This is a genomic window from Psychrosphaera sp. 1_MG-2023 (assembly GCF_030548245.1).
GTDB classification, from domain to species: Bacteria; Pseudomonadota; Gammaproteobacteria; order Enterobacterales; family Alteromonadaceae; genus Psychrosphaera; species Psychrosphaera algicola.
In genome coordinates this window covers 63,792-81,231 of the sequence record NZ_JAUORW010000011.1, presented here as the reverse complement: position 1 = coordinate 81,231, position 17,440 = coordinate 63,792, and the positions used below count along the sequence as shown (strand labels likewise).

Below are 17,440 nucleotides of genomic sequence, written 5' to 3'. Positions count from 1 at the left end.
TATTGATTTATTTGTTTTAAATAAGTAAACCGTTACCCGATGAAGTGGTAGATGAATTATATCAATTAGGATGTTTATGTTTATTGACCAAACTTGAGGCGTTAGACTTGTTAAATGCATCTAAGCTGCTGAGTTAACACAACTTAGATGCGTAGAAAATCAAACTTATAGTGGGTTCATAAATTCGCTAATCTGCTGATGGGTAAGTGTTGGTGTTGCCCCATGGTTTTGCGCAACCATTGCGCCAACTGCACAGGCAAAGTCAACCGCATATTGCGCATTGTCTGTGTTACATAGTTGGTAAATAAGCGAACCTAAAAAGGAGTCTCCGGCGCCGACTGTGTCAACCACGCTAATTAAATACCCAGAATTGTAATAATTAGCACCTTTTACGGTTAGAAGTGCGCCATGGCTGCCCTTTGTAACACATAGGTAGTTGGTATTTGTTTGTTGAGCAATAAACGCGAGGTTTTGTTCCAGAGAATGATATTTACACCCCATTGCTTTGGCTATCTCATATAACTCATCATCATTTAACTTAATAAAATCCGCCTGTGTCATTAACTCGATTAATGTGTCGAGTTGGTAATGAGGTGCACGTAAATTAACATCAAATACTTTAAAATTAGCAACATCTATTAGTGATTTTAAAGTTGATAATGATGTAGTACTACGCCCAATTAAACTCCCAAAAACAAATACATCAGACGCTGCAACTTTGTCCAGAAGACTTGTTGTTAGTTCAATATTGTCCCAGGCAACATCAGCAACAATGTTATAACTTGCTGAGCCACTGCTATCGAGCGTGACTTCGACAGTGCTGGTTTTTTTATTGTCATTTATGGCAATATAGTCACAACTCACATTTTTGTCTTTTATTTCACTAAGCAGTTCATTACCTAGAACGTCGTTTCCGACAGCACTAATCATATCCGCTTTTATTCCTAACGAATTGATCCTGACACACATATTTAACGGTGCACCACCGAGCCGTTTGCCGGTGTCGAAGCAATCCCAAAGTACCTCGCCAAAACAACTCACACGAATATCATTTGTTGGTTTATGGTTTATTAATATACTCATAATTTAATGCTCTTTTGTTTCGAGAGTTGCAGCCATTAAATGCGAAATCTTACTGTTTGGTTCATATAGTGCTTTGATTGCTTTTGTATAACCATCGACAAATTGTTGGCTTTGAGGTAGATAGCCAAATATGCTATTTAGTTCGATGAATGACAATGTATTATTTGCTGTTTTTTGCGCAAATTGCTTTAACTCTTTTGCCATAACATCTTGTATTTCTAGGGCTTGACCTTGTTCGTCTACCCCCTTGTCACTATAAAGACACCAGGCGGCTACAACTAACGTTGCCAATGAGACGTCGCGGTTTAATGCGAGGTTTTCGTTGATACTCGCGATTAAAAATTTTGGTAATTTTGCCGAGCTTTCTGAACAGATCCGGGTCAAACTATCTTTAATGTTTGGATTTGAAAAACGGTCAAGTAGTGTATCTTTGTACTGTTCTAAATCGATACCGTCTAATTGCTCTAAAAGGTGACTTACTTCTAAATCCATAAAAGAGCGTAGGTATTTTGCAAATAAAGGATCAGAAACGGTTTCGTCAATTGTCGAATAGCCATGAATGGATCCCAATAAGCCAAGTACAGAATGGCCGGCATTTAGAAGTCTTATTTTCATTTTTTCGTATGGGGTAACATCTTTTACTAACTGGGCGCCTACGTTTTCTAAATTGGGACGTCCGTTACTAAAGTTATCCTCAATTACCCATTGAGCAAAAGACTCACACGTGATTGGCCAGCCGTCAGCGACACCATAGGCTTGTACTACATAATCAATGTCAGATTGTTTAGATATTGGCGTAATACGGTCAACCATGGCATTTGGAAATGCCACGTTTTGTTTGATCCAATTAGCTAATTCCACATCTTGTTTATCAGCAAATGCCAGCAACATTTTTCGTGTCACATGGCCATTATGTTGAATGTTATCGCATGATTGTACGGTAAACGCCGGTAATCCTGCTTCTTTACGTTGTTTGAGAGCAGCTGTTAAATAACCAAAAGCCGTAATTGGATCATTTGGGTTAGCAATATCGTGCATAATATCTGGGTTCGTGTAATCAAATTCACCCGTTGATGGGTGAAAGTTATATCCGCCTTCCGTAATGGTAAGCGACACTATTTTGGTATCACTATGCGCCATTTTTTCAATGACGGCTTGTTTGTCATCGAGAGCAAATAAAAACTCCACCATCGAACCAATAACTGTATTATCTATTTGTCCATTTGGATGACGTATGGTAACTGTGTATAGGTTGTCTTGTTTTTGCAGGACGTCGCGTAACCCTCGATTTGCTTCGAGCAAACCAACGCCACATATTCCCCATTGTTCATTACCTGGCTGCTTTAATAATTCGTTAATATATGCTGCTTGATGAGCGCGGTGAAACCCGCCAACGCCGATATGAACAATACCTGCTTTTACTTTACTTCGGTCGTAGGTTGGCACGTCAATAGTAGCGGGCAGAGTTGCGACGTTAAATTGGTTTAAATCATTAACCTGTGCTTGTACTTTCTGTAATTGTGTCATGGTGAAACCTTACTAAATCAAAATTTAATTATGCTGCTGAATTTAATGCTTTTTGGCGTTTTAATGACCAGTAGGCACTGGCAAAATAAGTCAACGTACATAAAAAGCAGGCTATCTCAAATTGTGATTTATTAAGTTTATAGACACTCATAGTGTCACTGAAAAACATAACTTGAGTTGCAAAGACAAGTATTATTACTAACGAGGTTAATGAAACCGCATTAAGTATTTTACTTAACTTGGATTTGTCGACGATAAAATCAGGCAGGTTTTTACATTGATCCGCCTGGAACTTCTTGATAGCAACTTGGTTTGATTTTTCGTCAATAATTTGTTGAGTGTAGTCTTCATCTGCGCCATATTTTTTGGCTAATACAGTGTAAAGGATGATAGTGAATATCCACGTTGGGATAAATAGGTAGTAGAAGGACATAACGTCTAGGGCATTTAAACCAAAACCAAATATTAGTGCAGAAGCCCATGACGCTATGGCCGGAATACTTCGTGAAATATTTTTATATTTTGCCCAGTAGCGTGTTAATCCAATTTTTGGAAATAATACGTGTTCGGCAAAAACGATACCGCCAACTGGTACAACAATAAGCCCTGCGTACGTTAACAGTGGCAACATCTGAGAAAAAACAAACGGGAAACACGCTATAATAACGGTCACTATGCCTACGATTGCTGTTGTGCGCTCGCGAGTATGGTTCACAAATATAGATTGTGCGGCCAAACCAGCACGATATAAATTGGCATTTGCAGTCGTCCAACCGGCGATTATTATAATAACAAAACCAGTCCAACCAAGTGCATGATAGGCAACATCGCCTGGATCAAGTGATGAGATAGTGGTTTTAAGCAGTACCGCAGCGCCAGCGCCCATAATACCTGCCGAAATCCATGCTAAATAGTGGCCAAAAAACATCCCTACACCAGAGAATAAGCCGTAACTTTTACGTTTAGCAAATCGAAAAATCGCCATATCAATTAGACCAAAATGGGTGATGGAATTAGCGGCCCAGGCAAAACCGATGACTTCTAATAGGCCAATGCCTTTTTCACCTTCCGCATTGGTCCCTGTCCAAATTGAGGAATCTCCAATGGTCATGAAGTCCTGCCAACCGCTAAGTGACGTGACACCTAATACGTGGTTTGATAGTTCTGGAAATAAAGCAAATGAGCCTGCGATAAATATGGCGAATAACCAAGGTGCACATATTTTAGAAAAGTCCGCCACGGTTGAAAACCCATACATGGCAACAGCGACGACAATTGAGCCAACCGCAAGGACGATGAGGACAAATGCAAAACTATTGGGGTACCAATTTAGTTGAGCAGGGATATCAAATAAAAACCGTACTGCAGTTGAGGAAACCGTGATCATGGCAGCGGAAATTACACTGAATATAATGACATTTGCCCAATTGTAGAGCTTTGTCATTGAATTACCTGCAATTTTATTTAGGTAATTATAAAGACTTAGGCGTGTTTCTACTGCAATTGGTGCAGTTAGTAACCACCATGAACACATAGCAAGTAAATTACCGATTAATAAACCGAGTAATATATCGCTTGTTGCAGCGCCAAGAGCAACAAATGTCGCACCGATAACAAATTCTGTTGCGGCAACATGCTCTCCGGCATAAATACCAGCAAAATGTTTCCAACCGTGAAGTTTATTATCAGCAACAGGGAGTTGCTCCTCATTTACATCCTCAAATGTTTGACCTTGTTGATTTTCAGTCATGGTAGTTTCCTGTTTTATTAGTATTACACCGTATGAATTTTCATTAGATGCATTATATATTTTTTTTGTAACGACCCTTTTGTGGGCAAATGCCCCTTTTGTGGGCATAATCCCTTTATTGGGGTTGGATGTCAATATAAAGTGTTTAAAAAACACGCTGTTTTTTGATTTTAAATAGATTAAATTTAAAAACATCAATATTTTCAATGTAGTAAAAATCGAGGTAAGGGGGGTAAATCGACTAAAAATCGATTTTTAGCGAAGGTAGACTTGTTGTAAACGAAGGGAGCAGAAGTCAATTGAGAGAGTTTTGGTCGTAAAATGAGCGGTGTTCTTGTCTGTTTTCTGTAAAAATTGGTTTAAGGCGTTTGGGTTAGGCCAACAAATTTAACGTGATTTTTATTATACAGGCCGTTAAATATTCGTTGAATGATCTTTTAATCATGGGACAGTGCTAGAAATTAAAAAAGGAGCTTTCGCTCCTTTTTATTGGGTTCAAAACTTTCTGGGCTTGAACTTACAGGTGGAAAGACACACCTAAAAATACACCAGACATATCGATATCTGCTGTTAAGTCGTCTTCGTCGCCGTCAAAATCGCTTGGATCGATGTTTAACTGAAACGCACGGTAACCCGCTTCAATGTTAACATCTAATACTGGGATCATTGGAATGGTGTAACGTAGTACTACTTGGTAGTCCATGTGGTTTGTTTCGCCGATACCAATGTAATTACCTTCAGCCATTACTTCTAAACCAGTAAATGGTAACGAAGCGCCTACACGAGCAAATAACATAGGAACAGGGTAATCGATTGTTGCACGGCCATCGTTAATATCGATTGCACCATCAAACATACGAATATTTAGACCGTAGTTGATAGTAACAAGTGGCAATGGTAAACCCCAATATGCCGTAATATCGGTATGAGTTAAGTCGACAACTGAGTCTAGTTCAACGTCACCTTGGTATGTTTCACCGCCGTAAGTGAATGACTGAGTACTGCGGCCATTACCCGTTGTTTCTAGTTGTGTTTGTTTAACTTGAAGATTTGGAATAAGAGGAATTGGGTGCTCGAATGCGGCCCAAATAACATTATTATTTGAATCTTCTAATTTTAAGTCATCTTGTAAGTCGATGTTGTAATCACCAGCAGATATTGTTCCTTCATAAGCTGTATTCCAGCTGTATGCGCCGGCCCAAAAATCAATAAGTGGTAACGCTGACACATTCGCCGATGCTAAAACTAATCCCAATGTCGCTATAGTCTTTTTCATGTTTTCTTCCTAAATAACTACTAAGTTGTTGTTATCGCTAATTTCAAAGCTTAATTGATCTAATGTCAAACCATTTGAAGGTAAATCAGCAATTAATGTGCATTTTTCTTTTGTAACTATAGTCATTTTGCCAGAATTTGGTTGTTGTTAGTCATTTATTTACAATTCTCCCTAATTTTATTAATCATGCGGTATAAAGAAATGGCATTTATTTCTTCAATTAGCTATGTTACTTAATACGAGGGAGCTTAATAGTTGAGCCGTCAATTTTAGGGTTATGGAATGAAAAAGATCAAAATTCTTTTGGTTGACGATGAAGAATTTAATTTTGAAATGTTGGCACTGTCTTTGGGAGAGCGATTTGAATTGTGCTATGTCAGTTCGGGTCAAAAAGCACTTCAAAAAACGATAGTAAATAAACCGGACATTTTATTATTGGACGTATGTATGCCAGGAATTGATGGCTATGATACATGTCGGTTGTTGAAAAATACACCTGAAACATCTCAGATCCCCGTTATAATGTTATCGGGATTAGAGGCAGAAACAGATAAAAAAGAAGGGTTTGCAGCAGGTTGTGATGACTACGTGACTAAACCTTTTGATATGACAGAATTAATTGAAAAAATAGAACGATATACAGTTAAGAAAAAGTAAAAAAAGGTAATTGGCGTGATTAAATATAACGACCACCGTAATTTTTTTAGAATGTTAGTTAATACCAATATCGAGCTTGAAATTGCAGATGCTGATGCAGGCAGAAAATTAAATGCCGTTTGTCGGGATTTAAGTGCAACGGGGCTTGCGGTTGAAACTGATGAATACATTGAAGTCGGCACCGCATTGACATGCAGAGTGGAGGGCACTAGCCCAGAATTACCAGCGCTTCATGCATCAGCCACAGTTGTACGCTGCACAAAAGAAGACAGTGGTAACTATACTATCGGAGTTGAAATACTAGAACAGATGTAAAAAGTTCAGTAGCTCAACTCAAATCGATAATATAAATAAAGTGCTACTTTTTATTTTTCGCCGATTTTAATATTGATGGCGTGTAGACCCTTAGGGCCTTGACTTAAGTCGAATTCGACATCTTGTCCTGCCTTAAGTGTTTTATATCCATCCATAGTTATTGTAGAGAAATGCGCAAATATATCTTCTTCTTTGCCTTCCTCACGAATAAAACCAAAACCTTTAGCATTGTTAAACCACTTAACTTTACCTTGAGCCATACCGCTACTTCCTTTAGTCACTTGAAAACTGATGTAATGTGCTTAAATATACACCGAACAATAAAATAATGTAGATAAATTGGTCAATTAGTCAAGTTTTTACAACTACGAATTGTTAAATAACAAAATTCTTTTTATAAATAGTAATGGGAAATACCAATGAAACAGCAAGAATGGTTAGGCTATGCCAAAAATAACTGAAAATGATCACGGAACAAGTTTAGTAAACGAGACATCTAAGGCTAAACTAAAAAGACCACCAATGTATAAAGTGGTATTGAATAACGATGATTACACCCCCATGGACTTTGTAGTAGAGGTGTTACTTAAATTTTTCGGTATGGATTTAGAAAAAGCAAATCATATTATGTTTAGGATTCATCGCGAAGGTAAAGCCATAGTTGGCACTTATTCTGCAGAAATAGCAGAGACAAAAGTGGCCCAGGTTAATCAATATGCAAGAGTTAATGAACATCCATTACTTTGCACAATGGAACAAGAATAGGGACATTGCATGATAAAAATAGTGAGAGAAGGTGTATATGTTAAATAAAGCATTAGAAGTCACACTTAACGAAGCATTTCGTTATGCAAAATCTCATCGTCATGAATTTATGACTGTTGAACACTTACTAATGGCGTTGCTAGACAACAAAGACGCCAAACAAGCTTTGGAGGCGTGTTCAGCAAACTTTGATAAAATTAAGCTCGAGCTTAGCGAATTTATTGCTCAGACAACGCCATATTTACCCGTTGACGTTGATGAGTCCGAACAAGACACCCAACCTACATTAGGTTTTCAACGTGTTTTGCAACGTGCCGTTTTCCATGTTCAGTCCTCAGGCCAGCAAGAAGTTACTGGGGCGAATGTATTGGTCGCAATATTTAGCGAACAAGAGTCACACGCAGTTTATGTATTAAAAAGCTTTGATATCCACAGACTCGACGTGGTGAACTTCATCTCCCATGGCGCAGATAAGGATGAAGATGCCTCTTCATTGAACAATGAAGAACCAGAACAAAGCGAAACTGAAACTGAAAGTCAATTAGGGAACTTGTGTTCCAACTTAAACGAAGTGGCAAAAAATGGCGGAATTGACCCCATTATTGGCCGCGACGCGGAACTTGAGCGTTGTGTTCAAATATTATGTCGACGTAAAAAGAACAATCCACTGCTCATTGGTGAAGCGGGAGTCGGGAAAACGGCAATCGCAGAAGGGCTTGCCTATCGTATCGTTAACAATGATGTGCCAGAAGTAATAGCTAACGCGACGGTTTACTCACTTGATATGGGCAGTTTGTTAGCTGGCACTAAATATCGAGGTGATTTTGAAAAACGCTTAAAGTCGCTCTTAAAACAGCTACAGGAGAAAGAAGATACTATCCTGTTCATAGATGAGATCCATACTATTATTGGTGCAGGGGCAGCCTCAGGCGGCGTAATGGATGCTTCTAACCTGTTAAAACCTTTGTTGTCTGCGGGCAAGCTAAGATGTATTGGATCTACAACTTATACTGAATTCCGCAATATTTTTGAAAAAGACAAAGCCTTGGTTCGTCGTTTTCAGAAAATTGATGTGGTAGAACCTAGTGTTGAAGACACCACCAAAATATTGATCGGCTTAAAAGATAAATACGAACAGCATCACGGTGTGAAATATACCCATGCGGCATTACGCGCAGCCGCAGAGCTTTCTGATAAATACATTAACGAACGTCACTTACCTGATAAAGCGATCGATGTTATTGATGAAGCCGGTGCTAATCAAAAAGTATTGCCTAAATCAAAACGTAAAAAACAAATCAATGTCGCGACGATTGAGCAGATCATTGCAAAAATTGCACGTATTCCAGAAAAATCAGTATCGCAAACCGACAAAGACGTTTTAAAAAATGTTGACCGTAACCTAAAACTATCGGTATTTGGTCAAGAAGAAGCGATCGATGCGTTAACCTCAGCCATACGTTTATCACGTTCTGGTCTTGGTAATGAAAGTAAGCCTGTCGGTAGTTTCTTATTTGCAGGTCCGACGGGGGTTGGTAAAACAGAAGTCACTAAGCAACTCGCTAAAGTACTTGGAATTGAATTAGTTCGCTTTGATATGTCTGAGTATATGGAACCCCATGCGGTGAGCCGTTTAATTGGTGCACCTCCAGGTTACGTAGGTTATGACCAAGGTGGGTTACTAACAGACTCTGTTTTAAAACATCCACATTGTGTTGTTTTATTAGATGAAATTGAGAAAGCCCACCCTGATGTCTTTAATTTGTTATTACAAGTTATGGATCACGGTACATTAACGGATAATAATGGCCGTAAAGCCGATTTCAGAAACGTCATTGTTGTGATGACAACAAATGCAGGTGTTGGCCAAACGACACGAAAATCCATTGGTTTTGCTCATCAAGACAACAGCACTGACGCGATGGTAGAAATAAATCGGACGTTCACGCCTGAATTTAGAAACCGGTTGGACAACATCGTTTGGTTTAACCATTTAGATGAGAAGATTATTTTACAAGTTGTTGATAAGTTTATTGTTGAGCTGCAAACACAGTTAGATAAAAAACGAGTTGAGCTTGAGATTTCATCTAGCGCTGTTAAATGGTTGGCAAAGCATGGTTACGACAAATCAATGGGCGCGCGACCAATGGCGCGACTAATTCAAGATAAACTGCGAAAACCGTTAGCAAATGAAGTTTTGTTTGGAAAGCTAGCTGACGGCGGCAAAGTGGTGATCGAAACGAAGAAAGATGAATTAAAATTTACTTATTCGTCGACTGAAGCCGTTAATGCTTAATGTGTTAGTTAGGAATGCTCAGCTGTTGAGCTAAACAGCTGAGCATAAAAAAACCGAGATAAAAATCTCGGTTTTTTTATGCAAACTTGTTGCCTGATATATTATTAACGCGCGCGGAAGGTAATACGACCTTTTGACAAATCGTATGGCGTCATTTCGACAGTCACTTTGTCACCCGTTAATATACGGATGTAATGCTTGCGCATTTTACCCGAAATATGTGCTGTCACTACGTGACCATTTTCCAATTCAACTCGGAACATAGTGTTTGGCAAGGTATCTAAGATTGTCCCTTGCATTTCGATAACGTCTTCTTTCGCCATTAAGCGTATAACCTCTAGGACTAATTAGTGCGTAAAAAAATAAGCGCAGATTTTGCCCAAAAACTAGCGATATGTAAAGGTTATACTCAAAAAACTTTACATATAAAGCTAAATTAGGCAATAAATTTAACTGATGTGCCACTTTGGTGCGGATATTCTCGTTTATTGGTGTTTATTATAGCGGCTCGGCAATTAATCACACTGGCTTATTTGATAATATGGGGAATTTGTAGCCATCGACCATTTTGATTAATTTGGTATGGTCGGTAATTAACTTTGTAATTCATTTTTTGACATGAGCGTATGTAGTATCCAAGGTATAACCAAGGTTTCTCTAGTTTTTCGGTCAAATTAATTTGTTGCAAGATCATCAAAGTGCCAATAGAGAAATTTGCATATTCAGGATCGTAGAAGGTATAAACGGCGGACAAACTATCTGAGGTCACATCGCATATCGCGACAGCAATAAGCTTGTCTTTATCATATAGCTCAATAAATAACTGCTCTAACCAATCACATTGAGAGAAGCTGGTGAGTTGAGAATAATTCGCTGGATACATTACACCTCCCAAATGCTTTTCATTAACATAGCGTTCAAAAAGAGGGTAATACTCAGGTTGTTCAGATTTTTGTATTTTAACCGAAAATCCCTGAGCCTTTTTTAAAACTCGTTTTTGCGAACGGCTAATTTGAAATTGTGAAACGGGCAGGCGTATAGATTGACACGCCTGACAATCTTCACAATGGGGGCGGTAGACATAATCTTCAGAACGCCGAAAACCTTGAGCTTGCAACTTTGAGTAAAGCGCTTCACTCAGCGGCTCTTGGTCTAGATAGACAAGGAGTTGCTCTTCTCTATCACTCAAATATCCGCATTGAAATGGCGCAGACAAACCAAACTTCACTGTTGGCATTTTAGATTAACTCTGTTCTCCAATCTATCGCTCTTGGCTTAAAAACAGATTGGCATATTGTTTCATTTTTGCAAAGTGCCAACTTGCCTAAAAAAAGTGACCTTGATACTAAAAAGGCCCCCATTTGAGACAGATACGGATTGGGTAATTGACAATCGATAAAGGCATGTTTTTCGTTTCTAAGCAGTTTACCCAACACAATTAGGGCAAGTTTTGATGCGTTTGGTTGTGCGGAAAACATCGATTCACCGCAAAAACAGGAGCCAACGTTGATCCCATATAAACCACCGACCAAAACCTTTTTGTCATTTTGCCATTGCCAAATTTCAATTGAATGGGCTCTACCTTGCTGATGTAAAACATTATATGCCTTAATCATTTTAGGCAATATCCAAGTTCCATCGCCATTGGATCTAGGTTTCGCACAGGCCGTGATCACGGACTCAAATTGGTTATTTATCGTTACGTGGTAATCGCATTTACGTAGAAACTTTTTTAATGATTTATTGATGTTAATCGCGTCAACATTAATGATGTTGCGTGGATCTGGACTCCACCACATCACAGGCTCACCGTCATTAAACCAAGGAAAGATGCCTTGTTGATAACCGCTGTAGATACGGTCAGGTTGTAAATCACCGCCAATCGCCAATAATCCCGGAGGATCAGTCATCGCTTGGTTGGGATCAGGAAACCAACTTGTTTCATCCGTAAGATAATGAATAGTTTGCGTCACAACAAGGCCAGAAGGGGCTACAAGCCCCTTAATTGATTAAAGTGCATCTAGGTAGCGTTCTGCGTCTAGCGCAGCCATACAACCCGTACCGGCAGATGTAATTGCTTGACGGTAAATGTGGTCACATACGTCACCAGCTGCAAAAACACCCTCAACAGATGTCCCTGTCGCATTGCCATTAAGGCCACTATTAATAACAATGTAACCATTATTCATTGCTAATTTATCTTCAAACATTGCGGTATTTGGTTTATGGCCAATTGCCACAAAACAGCCCATAACATCAACATCTTCTGTTGAGTCACTCTTAGTGTCTTTTAATCGAACACCAGTTACACCCATGTTGTCGCCGAGTACTTCATCCAAAGTACGGTCTGTATGCAGAATAATATTGCCGTTAGCGACTTTATCCATCAAACGATTAATTAAGATCTTTTCCGCTCGGAAAGTATCTCTACGGTGTACTAAGTGCACTTCAGAGGCAATATTTGATAAGTATAACGCTTCTTCTACTGCGGTGTTTCCGCCACCAATCACTGCGACTTTTTGATTACGATAAAAGAAACCGTCACACGTCGCACAAGCTGAAACGCCTTTACCCATAAACGCTGTTTCCGACTCCAAACCTAAATATTGGGCAGAGGCACCAGTACAGATGATCAAAGCATCACAGGTGTATTGTTGGCTGTCGCCTTTTAAAGTATAAGGTTTTTGGTCAAAATTAACTTCGTTAATGTGATCAAAAATAATTTCAGTCTCAAACTTTTCGGCATGTTCTTTCATACGGTCCATTAGGGCTGGTCCGGTTAGATCATTTGCATCACCAGGCCAATTTTCAACTTCGGTTGTTGTCGTAAGTTGTCCGCCTTGTTGTAGACCCGTTATCAACACTGGGTTTAAGTTAGCTCTCGCTGCATATACGGCTGCAGTATACCCAGCTGGGCCTGAACCCAAGATGATTAGTTTGTGGTGCTGTACTTCACTCATTAAATTTACTCCGAAAATCTGTATTAGGCATTTTATGGGGCGAATATTAACGCTTAACAAGGGGCATTAGAATCTAATGTTCTAAATTTTTGTCAAATTTCCACTATTGTTAAGGTGTCGAAAGATAAATTTTATTAAATTTGCGTTTTATTGATAGCTGACGTAATTTTAGTGGTCAATAAATGAGCAGTTGAAGTTATATGTTGAAAATACTATTGGCGTTTCTCGCATTGACGCTACCATTTCAATGTGACAGCAGAAATTTTGTAATTGGCGTTGAAGATATTGCTTATTACCCTTTGTTTGACTTCCAGAAGGACGGAGATTCTTATACTAAGGCGTTATTCACTGAGTTTGGCAAACAGTCTGGCCATACATTTACTTATTTACCATTGCCGATTAAACGGTTTAACAAATGGTTAATCGAAGATAATATTGACTTTAAGTACCCAGATAATGAGCGATGGAACCCAAGTGGAAAGCAAGTTGATTCATTTATTTATAGTGATTCGACGATCAGGCTAGTTGCAGGTACGTTAACTGCAGTTGACCGCAATTTAACAGAAAAAGACTTTAAAGTATTAGGTACGTTATTAGGGTTTTATCCTACACAGTGGATTGAACAAATCAAATCTAAGCAAGTACAGCTTTACGAAAATAGCTCGACACTGATGCTATTACAGCAAGTTTTGAGAGGGCAGGTCGATGGCATTGATTTAGAGCCAAGTGTTGTCCAATACCACCTTAAAAAACTCGGAAAACCTGGTGCGTTAGTGGTCAATAAAAACTTAACGTATGAAGTATATGACTTTTATCTTTCAACGATAAAACATCAAGATATCATAATTGAATTTAACCAATTTTTAAAAGACAACCAACCCTTGTTAGCCGAGTTACGGCGTAAATTCGAAATCGTTGATCACCGACCTTATTTGAAATAAAGCGATATAAAAGCAATAGCCCTAATTAGCCATAAGGCTGCTTGACAATATTCAGCTTGTTTAGTCGATACTCAGCAATCGCTCTGCCGTATACTCATTAGTAATTAGGGCATTTACTAACTTAGAGCGTAATGCGCCTAAAATGGAATACACTTTATCTTCGCCTGAAGCAATAGCACATACATATTTGTCGGAATTGACCGTAAGTGGTGTACTTGCGACTCGGTCATTAACCGCGCAGTCAATTAAGTTTCCTTTTACATCGAACACCCAACTGATTATTTCGCCAACGGCACCTTTATCTTGTAACTCGGCTAATTCTTCCTCGGCAACAAATCCATCTAGATGAAGTGGTGAATTTATACCTAAGTTACCAACACCAACAAAAGTTACATCTGCTTGAGCGGCTAATTTTAGATTATTGGCGATATAACTTTGGGCGTGTAATTGTGCTTTTTCTTCCTTGCTGTTCGGTAAGACAGGGAGGGGCATTGGGTAATGTTTAGCATTTATGTGTTCCGCCATTCTCATAACGACGTCATAAGAAGACGCTGAGCCGTCGGAGGCCATGTTACCTAAAAGGGCTACAATTTGATGTTGTTCGCAATTTAACAACGCTAATTCTTCGACACACGCCCGTAAAACTCTGCCGGTTCCCATCGCGATCACTTTTGGTTCGGGCGATTTTAAGTGCATTTCAATTTCGCTTGCACCTGCTTGCGCTAACCCCAATGTAGAGGTGGTATCACCTTCATCACTAGGCACAACGGTACAGGACTTCAAACCAAATCTATTTTGTAATTTAACTTTAAGATCCATGCATTTAGCTATTGGATGTTCTAGTCTAACTTTTATTAACCCTTCACTGACGGCTAAAGCAACCATACGTTGTGCAGACTGACGAGAGATGTTGAGTTTTTTCGCTATTTCTTCCTGCGTTTTTCCCGCAACGTAATATAACCATCCTGCACGGGCGGCATCGTCTAGTTTTCTTATTTCTGAATTAGTTCGCTTAACCACGATTTACCTCTAAACTTTTAATGATGTACTGAGCGAAGGTACTTTTTCAAATAACTGCTTCCAATGGGATATTGTACTAATACCTTTGTAGGTTTGAGTAGCGTTATCTCTATTTTTAAGGTGTCCTGCGCCAACATAACGTAGAACATGCATTTTTGCTGCTAATGCGCCCCGTAACCCAGCTACTGAGTCTTCAATTACCAAACAATTTTCCGGTAAAACACCCATTTTGTTTGCTGCGTGCAAAAACAGATCTGGGGCTGGTTTACCATTTTCAACCTCTGAAGCGGTGAATACCCGTTCAACAAAGTAAGACGCTAAGTTAGTTATACGAAGGGCATTTGATACTTTTTCTGGACTGCTACTGGTCGCTACACAGGTCTTAATATTGAGCTGAGATAACATCCATTCCAATTGTTCTGTTTGATTTAATTCAGTTTCAAAAACGTCTATTAACGCTTTACGATATTTGTGTCTGAATTCCGTTGTCAGAATTACATCAAAGTCAGTCAACACCTTTGCTGTTACGTGCTCAAAATTAAACCCCAAAAAATGTTTGTGGAAATAATCCTCAGACACATCGACGCCTAATTCTTTTAGTAACCCAAGTAGGACTCGTTGGCTCAGTATTTCACTATCGATTAACACACCGTCACAATCAAAAATAATTAATTCAATCGAATTAAGGTCGGTGTTAATTAAGGTGTTTAGCATTACTGAATTCCTATAGATCTCGCAAAGTGAACTAACACTTAGCGTAGTTGTTATATTTTTAAAATATATTCAACCACATAGCTGTTAACTTAGCTAATGTATGATTTGTCAATTTAATCAAAAGTTACCTTTAACTAAATTCCATGGCATTAAACTATTGTTTATTCTAATAGCATATCAAACATTAGCTATGGGCTACTGCTTATTTGTCCTAGCCCTTTAAAATAGAGTCTAATGGCAATAAATTAAAGGGCATTGGCAGGTTAATATCGCACTAAAATTAGGCTATATTAGGCAGTGTTTTGCCCGTCGCGTCAAAATGAAGTAGCTTGTTCTTTTGTGGGCTTAAATAAATTTCATCGCCATATTTAAATGGACAATCACCTGACGTTTTAACCGTAAAAGTATCATGACCGTCTACATGCACATGCAAAAATGTCTCTGAGCCCAAATGTTCAATCACACCAATTTTACCTGCCCATTGTCCGCCGGTTGTCGAAATTTCAATATGCTCTGGGCGAATACCTAAGCTACAAGTTCCATCTATAGTAGAAGGCTCAATATCGATGAAGTTAATTTTAGGTGAGCCAATAAACCCAGCAACAAAGCGGTTTGCTGGGTTGTTATAAAGCTCAAGTGGGCTGCCAACTTGTTCAATGATACCGCCATTAAAAACGGCAATTCTATCTGCCATTGTCATAGCTTCCACCTGATCATGGGTAACATAAACCATGGTTGTATTTAGACTTTTATGAAGCTCCGATATTTCTAACCGCATATTTACGCGCAGCGACGCATCTAAGTTTGATAACGGTTCATCAAACAAAAAAGCAGAAGGTTGGCGGACGATTGCTCGACCAATCGCAACTCTTTGTCGTTGACCACCGGATAATTGGCCGGGCTTCCGATCAAGGTAATCCGTTAGGTTTAATGTTTTTGCAACACTCGCGATTTTTTCTTCGATGATGTCATCGTTAATTTTGGCTCGCTTTAACGGGAATGCGATATTGTTTCTAACCGACATATGAGGATATAAAGCATATGATTGGAATACCATAGCTAAACCGCGTTTCGCAGGTGGGGTTGTCGTCGCATCTTGTCCATCAATTTCAATGGTGCCGCTTGTGGTATCTTCTAATCCTGCAATCATTCGTAATAATGTTGATTTTCCACAACCTGATGGACCAACAAATACAATGAACTCGCCGTCTTTAATTTCCAAATCAATTGGTTTAATTACGCTTACATCGCCAAAATCTTTTGTTACTTGTTTTAAATGAATACTACCCATTATAAATTCTCCTATTTAACTGCGCCGAAACTTAATCCGCGCACTAATTGTTTTTGACTAAACCAACCAAGAATTAAAATTGGCACTATGGCCATTGCAGAAGCTGCTGATAACTTGGCGTAAAATAGTCCTTCAGGGCTAGAATAACTGGCGATAAAAGCCGTTAGGGGGGCTGCATTAGCGGCCGTTAGGATGAGAGTCCAGAATGCTTCATTCCAGGCTAAAATGACATTGAGTAATAACGTTGAAGCGATCCCAGGTAGCGCAATAGGCAACAGGACGTAAAGTATTTCTTCACCAATACTCGCACCGTCCATTCGAGCGGCTTCTAGAACTTCGTTTGGGATCTCTCTAAAGTAGGTATAAAGCATCCAAACCATAATGGGTAAGTTGATTAATGTCATAACAATGACTAAACCGACCTTAGTATCTAACAACCCAAAATCTCTAAACAAAAGATAAATTGGTATTAATACACCGACAGGCGGTAACATTTTGGTTGATAACATCCACATTAAAAGATTTTTTGTGCGCTTTGTTTGCACAAATGCCATAGACCAAGCTGCAGGAATTGCTATTAATAAGCCCAATATGCTCGAACCAATTGAAATGACTATTGAATTCCAAAAGTGATTAAAATAGGGCGATCGCGCTAAAACGTCTTCGTAGTTTTCTAAAGTCCAATCAAACATGAATAAACTAGGTGAAGCCGAAATTGCCTCAGCTTCAGTTTTAAAACTCGTTATTAATGTCCATAAAATTGGAAAAAATATAAGACCGCTAATGGTCCAAGCAATAAAGGTATAAATAAGCTTGGTTTTGATACTATTGTTGTTCGCCATGTC

General features: G+C 38.9%; 18 protein-coding genes. 5 read left to right on the top strand and 13 right to left on the bottom strand.

The window, feature by feature from the left end:
- Positions 1 to 165 precede the first annotated feature (165 nt).
- From Q4575_RS11845 to Q4575_RS11830, 4 genes are all read right to left on the bottom strand, one after another.
- A complete protein-coding gene (locus tag Q4575_RS11845; RefSeq protein WP_215962367.1) occupies positions 166 to 1,083 on the bottom strand; it encodes a carbohydrate kinase in 918 nt (305 codons plus the stop codon).
- A gap of 3 nt (positions 1,084 to 1,086) precedes the next feature.
- Positions 1,087 to 2,610, bottom strand: coding sequence for a mannitol dehydrogenase family protein (locus tag Q4575_RS11840; RefSeq protein WP_215962368.1), 1,524 nt, complete (start codon positions 2,608 to 2,610; stop codon positions 1,087 to 1,089).
- A gap of 28 nt (positions 2,611 to 2,638) precedes the next feature.
- A complete protein-coding gene (locus Q4575_RS11835) occupies positions 2,639 to 4,360 on the bottom strand; it encodes a cytosine permease (protein WP_215962369.1) in 1,722 nt (573 codons plus the stop codon).
- Positions 4,361 to 4,877: 517 nt separating this feature from the next.
- Positions 4,878 to 5,636 (bottom strand): TIGR04219 family outer membrane beta-barrel protein, encoded by a 759-nt coding sequence (locus tag Q4575_RS11830; RefSeq protein WP_215962370.1) that lies wholly within the window; start codon positions 5,634 to 5,636, stop codon positions 4,878 to 4,880.
- Between the two features lie 282 nt (positions 5,637 to 5,918).
- Between Q4575_RS11830 and Q4575_RS11825 the strand changes: the two genes are divergently transcribed.
- Both Q4575_RS11825 and Q4575_RS11820 read left to right on the top strand, forming a co-directional pair.
- Positions 5,919 to 6,293 carry a PleD family two-component system response regulator gene (locus tag Q4575_RS11825; RefSeq protein ID WP_215962371.1) on the top strand — a complete coding sequence of 125 codons (375 nt, stop codon included), beginning with the start codon at positions 5,919 to 5,921 and terminating at the stop codon, positions 6,291 to 6,293.
- Positions 6,294 to 6,308: 15 nt separating this feature from the next.
- On the top strand, positions 6,309 to 6,608 hold the full coding sequence (locus Q4575_RS11820; protein WP_303523054.1) for a PilZ domain-containing protein: 300 nt from the start codon (positions 6,309 to 6,311) through the stop codon (positions 6,606 to 6,608).
- Between the two features lie 50 nt (positions 6,609 to 6,658).
- Here Q4575_RS11820 and cspD read toward each other — a convergent pair whose 3' ends face one another.
- On the bottom strand, positions 6,659 to 6,868 hold the full coding sequence (gene cspD, locus Q4575_RS11815; protein WP_215962372.1) for a cold shock domain-containing protein CspD: 210 nt from the start codon (positions 6,866 to 6,868) through the stop codon (positions 6,659 to 6,661).
- Positions 6,869 to 7,052: 184 nt separating this feature from the next.
- On the opposite strand from cspD, the gene clpS reads away from it, so the two are divergent.
- Both clpS and clpA read left to right on the top strand, forming a co-directional pair.
- Complete coding sequence (clpS, locus tag Q4575_RS11810) at positions 7,053 to 7,373, top strand: ATP-dependent Clp protease adapter ClpS (protein WP_215962373.1); 321 nt, start codon at positions 7,053 to 7,055, stop codon at positions 7,371 to 7,373.
- 37 nt (positions 7,374 to 7,410) lie between these two features.
- On the top strand, positions 7,411 to 9,669 hold the full coding sequence (gene clpA, locus Q4575_RS11805; RefSeq protein WP_215962374.1) for an ATP-dependent Clp protease ATP-binding subunit ClpA: 2,259 nt from the start codon (positions 7,411 to 7,413) through the stop codon (positions 9,667 to 9,669).
- A 104-nt stretch (positions 9,670 to 9,773) separates the two neighbouring features.
- Here the strand turns inward: clpA and infA are convergent, their stop codons facing one another.
- From infA to trxB, 4 genes are all read right to left on the bottom strand, one after another.
- Positions 9,774 to 9,992: a translation initiation factor IF-1 gene (gene infA / locus Q4575_RS11800; protein WP_105053115.1), complete on the bottom strand. Its 219-nt coding sequence runs from the start codon at positions 9,990 to 9,992 to the stop codon at positions 9,774 to 9,776.
- Positions 9,993 to 10,198: 206 nt separating this feature from the next.
- The gene (locus tag Q4575_RS11795; protein WP_215962375.1) at positions 10,199 to 10,906 is read right to left on the bottom strand and encodes an arginyltransferase; all 708 of its coding nucleotides are present in this window, start codon (positions 10,904 to 10,906) and stop codon (positions 10,199 to 10,201) included.
- 1 nt (position 10,907) lies between these two features.
- A complete protein-coding gene (gene aat / locus Q4575_RS11790) occupies positions 10,908 to 11,642 on the bottom strand; it encodes a leucyl/phenylalanyl-tRNA--protein transferase (RefSeq protein WP_303523053.1) in 735 nt (244 codons plus the stop codon).
- A 36-nt stretch (positions 11,643 to 11,678) separates the two neighbouring features.
- Positions 11,679 to 12,629, bottom strand: coding sequence for a thioredoxin-disulfide reductase (gene trxB / locus Q4575_RS11785; protein ID WP_215962376.1), 951 nt, complete (start codon positions 12,627 to 12,629; stop codon positions 11,679 to 11,681).
- A gap of 200 nt (positions 12,630 to 12,829) precedes the next feature.
- Here trxB and Q4575_RS11780 point away from each other — a divergent pair, with 200 nt between their 5' ends.
- A complete protein-coding gene (locus tag Q4575_RS11780; RefSeq protein ID WP_215962377.1) occupies positions 12,830 to 13,570 on the top strand; it encodes a hypothetical protein in 741 nt (246 codons plus the stop codon).
- Between the two features lie 60 nt (positions 13,571 to 13,630).
- Here the strand turns inward: Q4575_RS11780 and Q4575_RS11775 are convergent, their stop codons facing one another.
- The 4 genes from Q4575_RS11775 to Q4575_RS11760 all read right to left on the bottom strand — a co-directional run bounded on the left by Q4575_RS11775 (position 13,631) and on the right by Q4575_RS11760 (position 17,437).
- Positions 13,631 to 14,590, bottom strand: a complete 960-nt coding sequence (locus Q4575_RS11775; RefSeq protein ID WP_215962378.1) for a sugar-binding transcriptional regulator — start codon at positions 14,588 to 14,590, stop codon at positions 13,631 to 13,633.
- Between the two features lie 9 nt (positions 14,591 to 14,599).
- Positions 14,600 to 15,304, bottom strand: coding sequence for an HAD family phosphatase (locus tag Q4575_RS11770; RefSeq protein ID WP_215962379.1), 705 nt, complete (start codon positions 15,302 to 15,304; stop codon positions 14,600 to 14,602).
- A 280-nt stretch (positions 15,305 to 15,584) separates the two neighbouring features.
- Positions 15,585 to 16,595, bottom strand: a complete 1,011-nt coding sequence (locus tag Q4575_RS11765) for an ABC transporter ATP-binding protein (protein WP_215962380.1) — start codon at positions 16,593 to 16,595, stop codon at positions 15,585 to 15,587.
- Positions 16,596 to 16,606: 11 nt separating this feature from the next.
- Positions 16,607 to 17,437, bottom strand: a complete 831-nt coding sequence (locus tag Q4575_RS11760; RefSeq protein WP_215962381.1) for a carbohydrate ABC transporter permease — start codon at positions 17,435 to 17,437, stop codon at positions 16,607 to 16,609.
- Between the last annotated feature and the right edge of the window lie 3 nt (positions 17,438 to 17,440).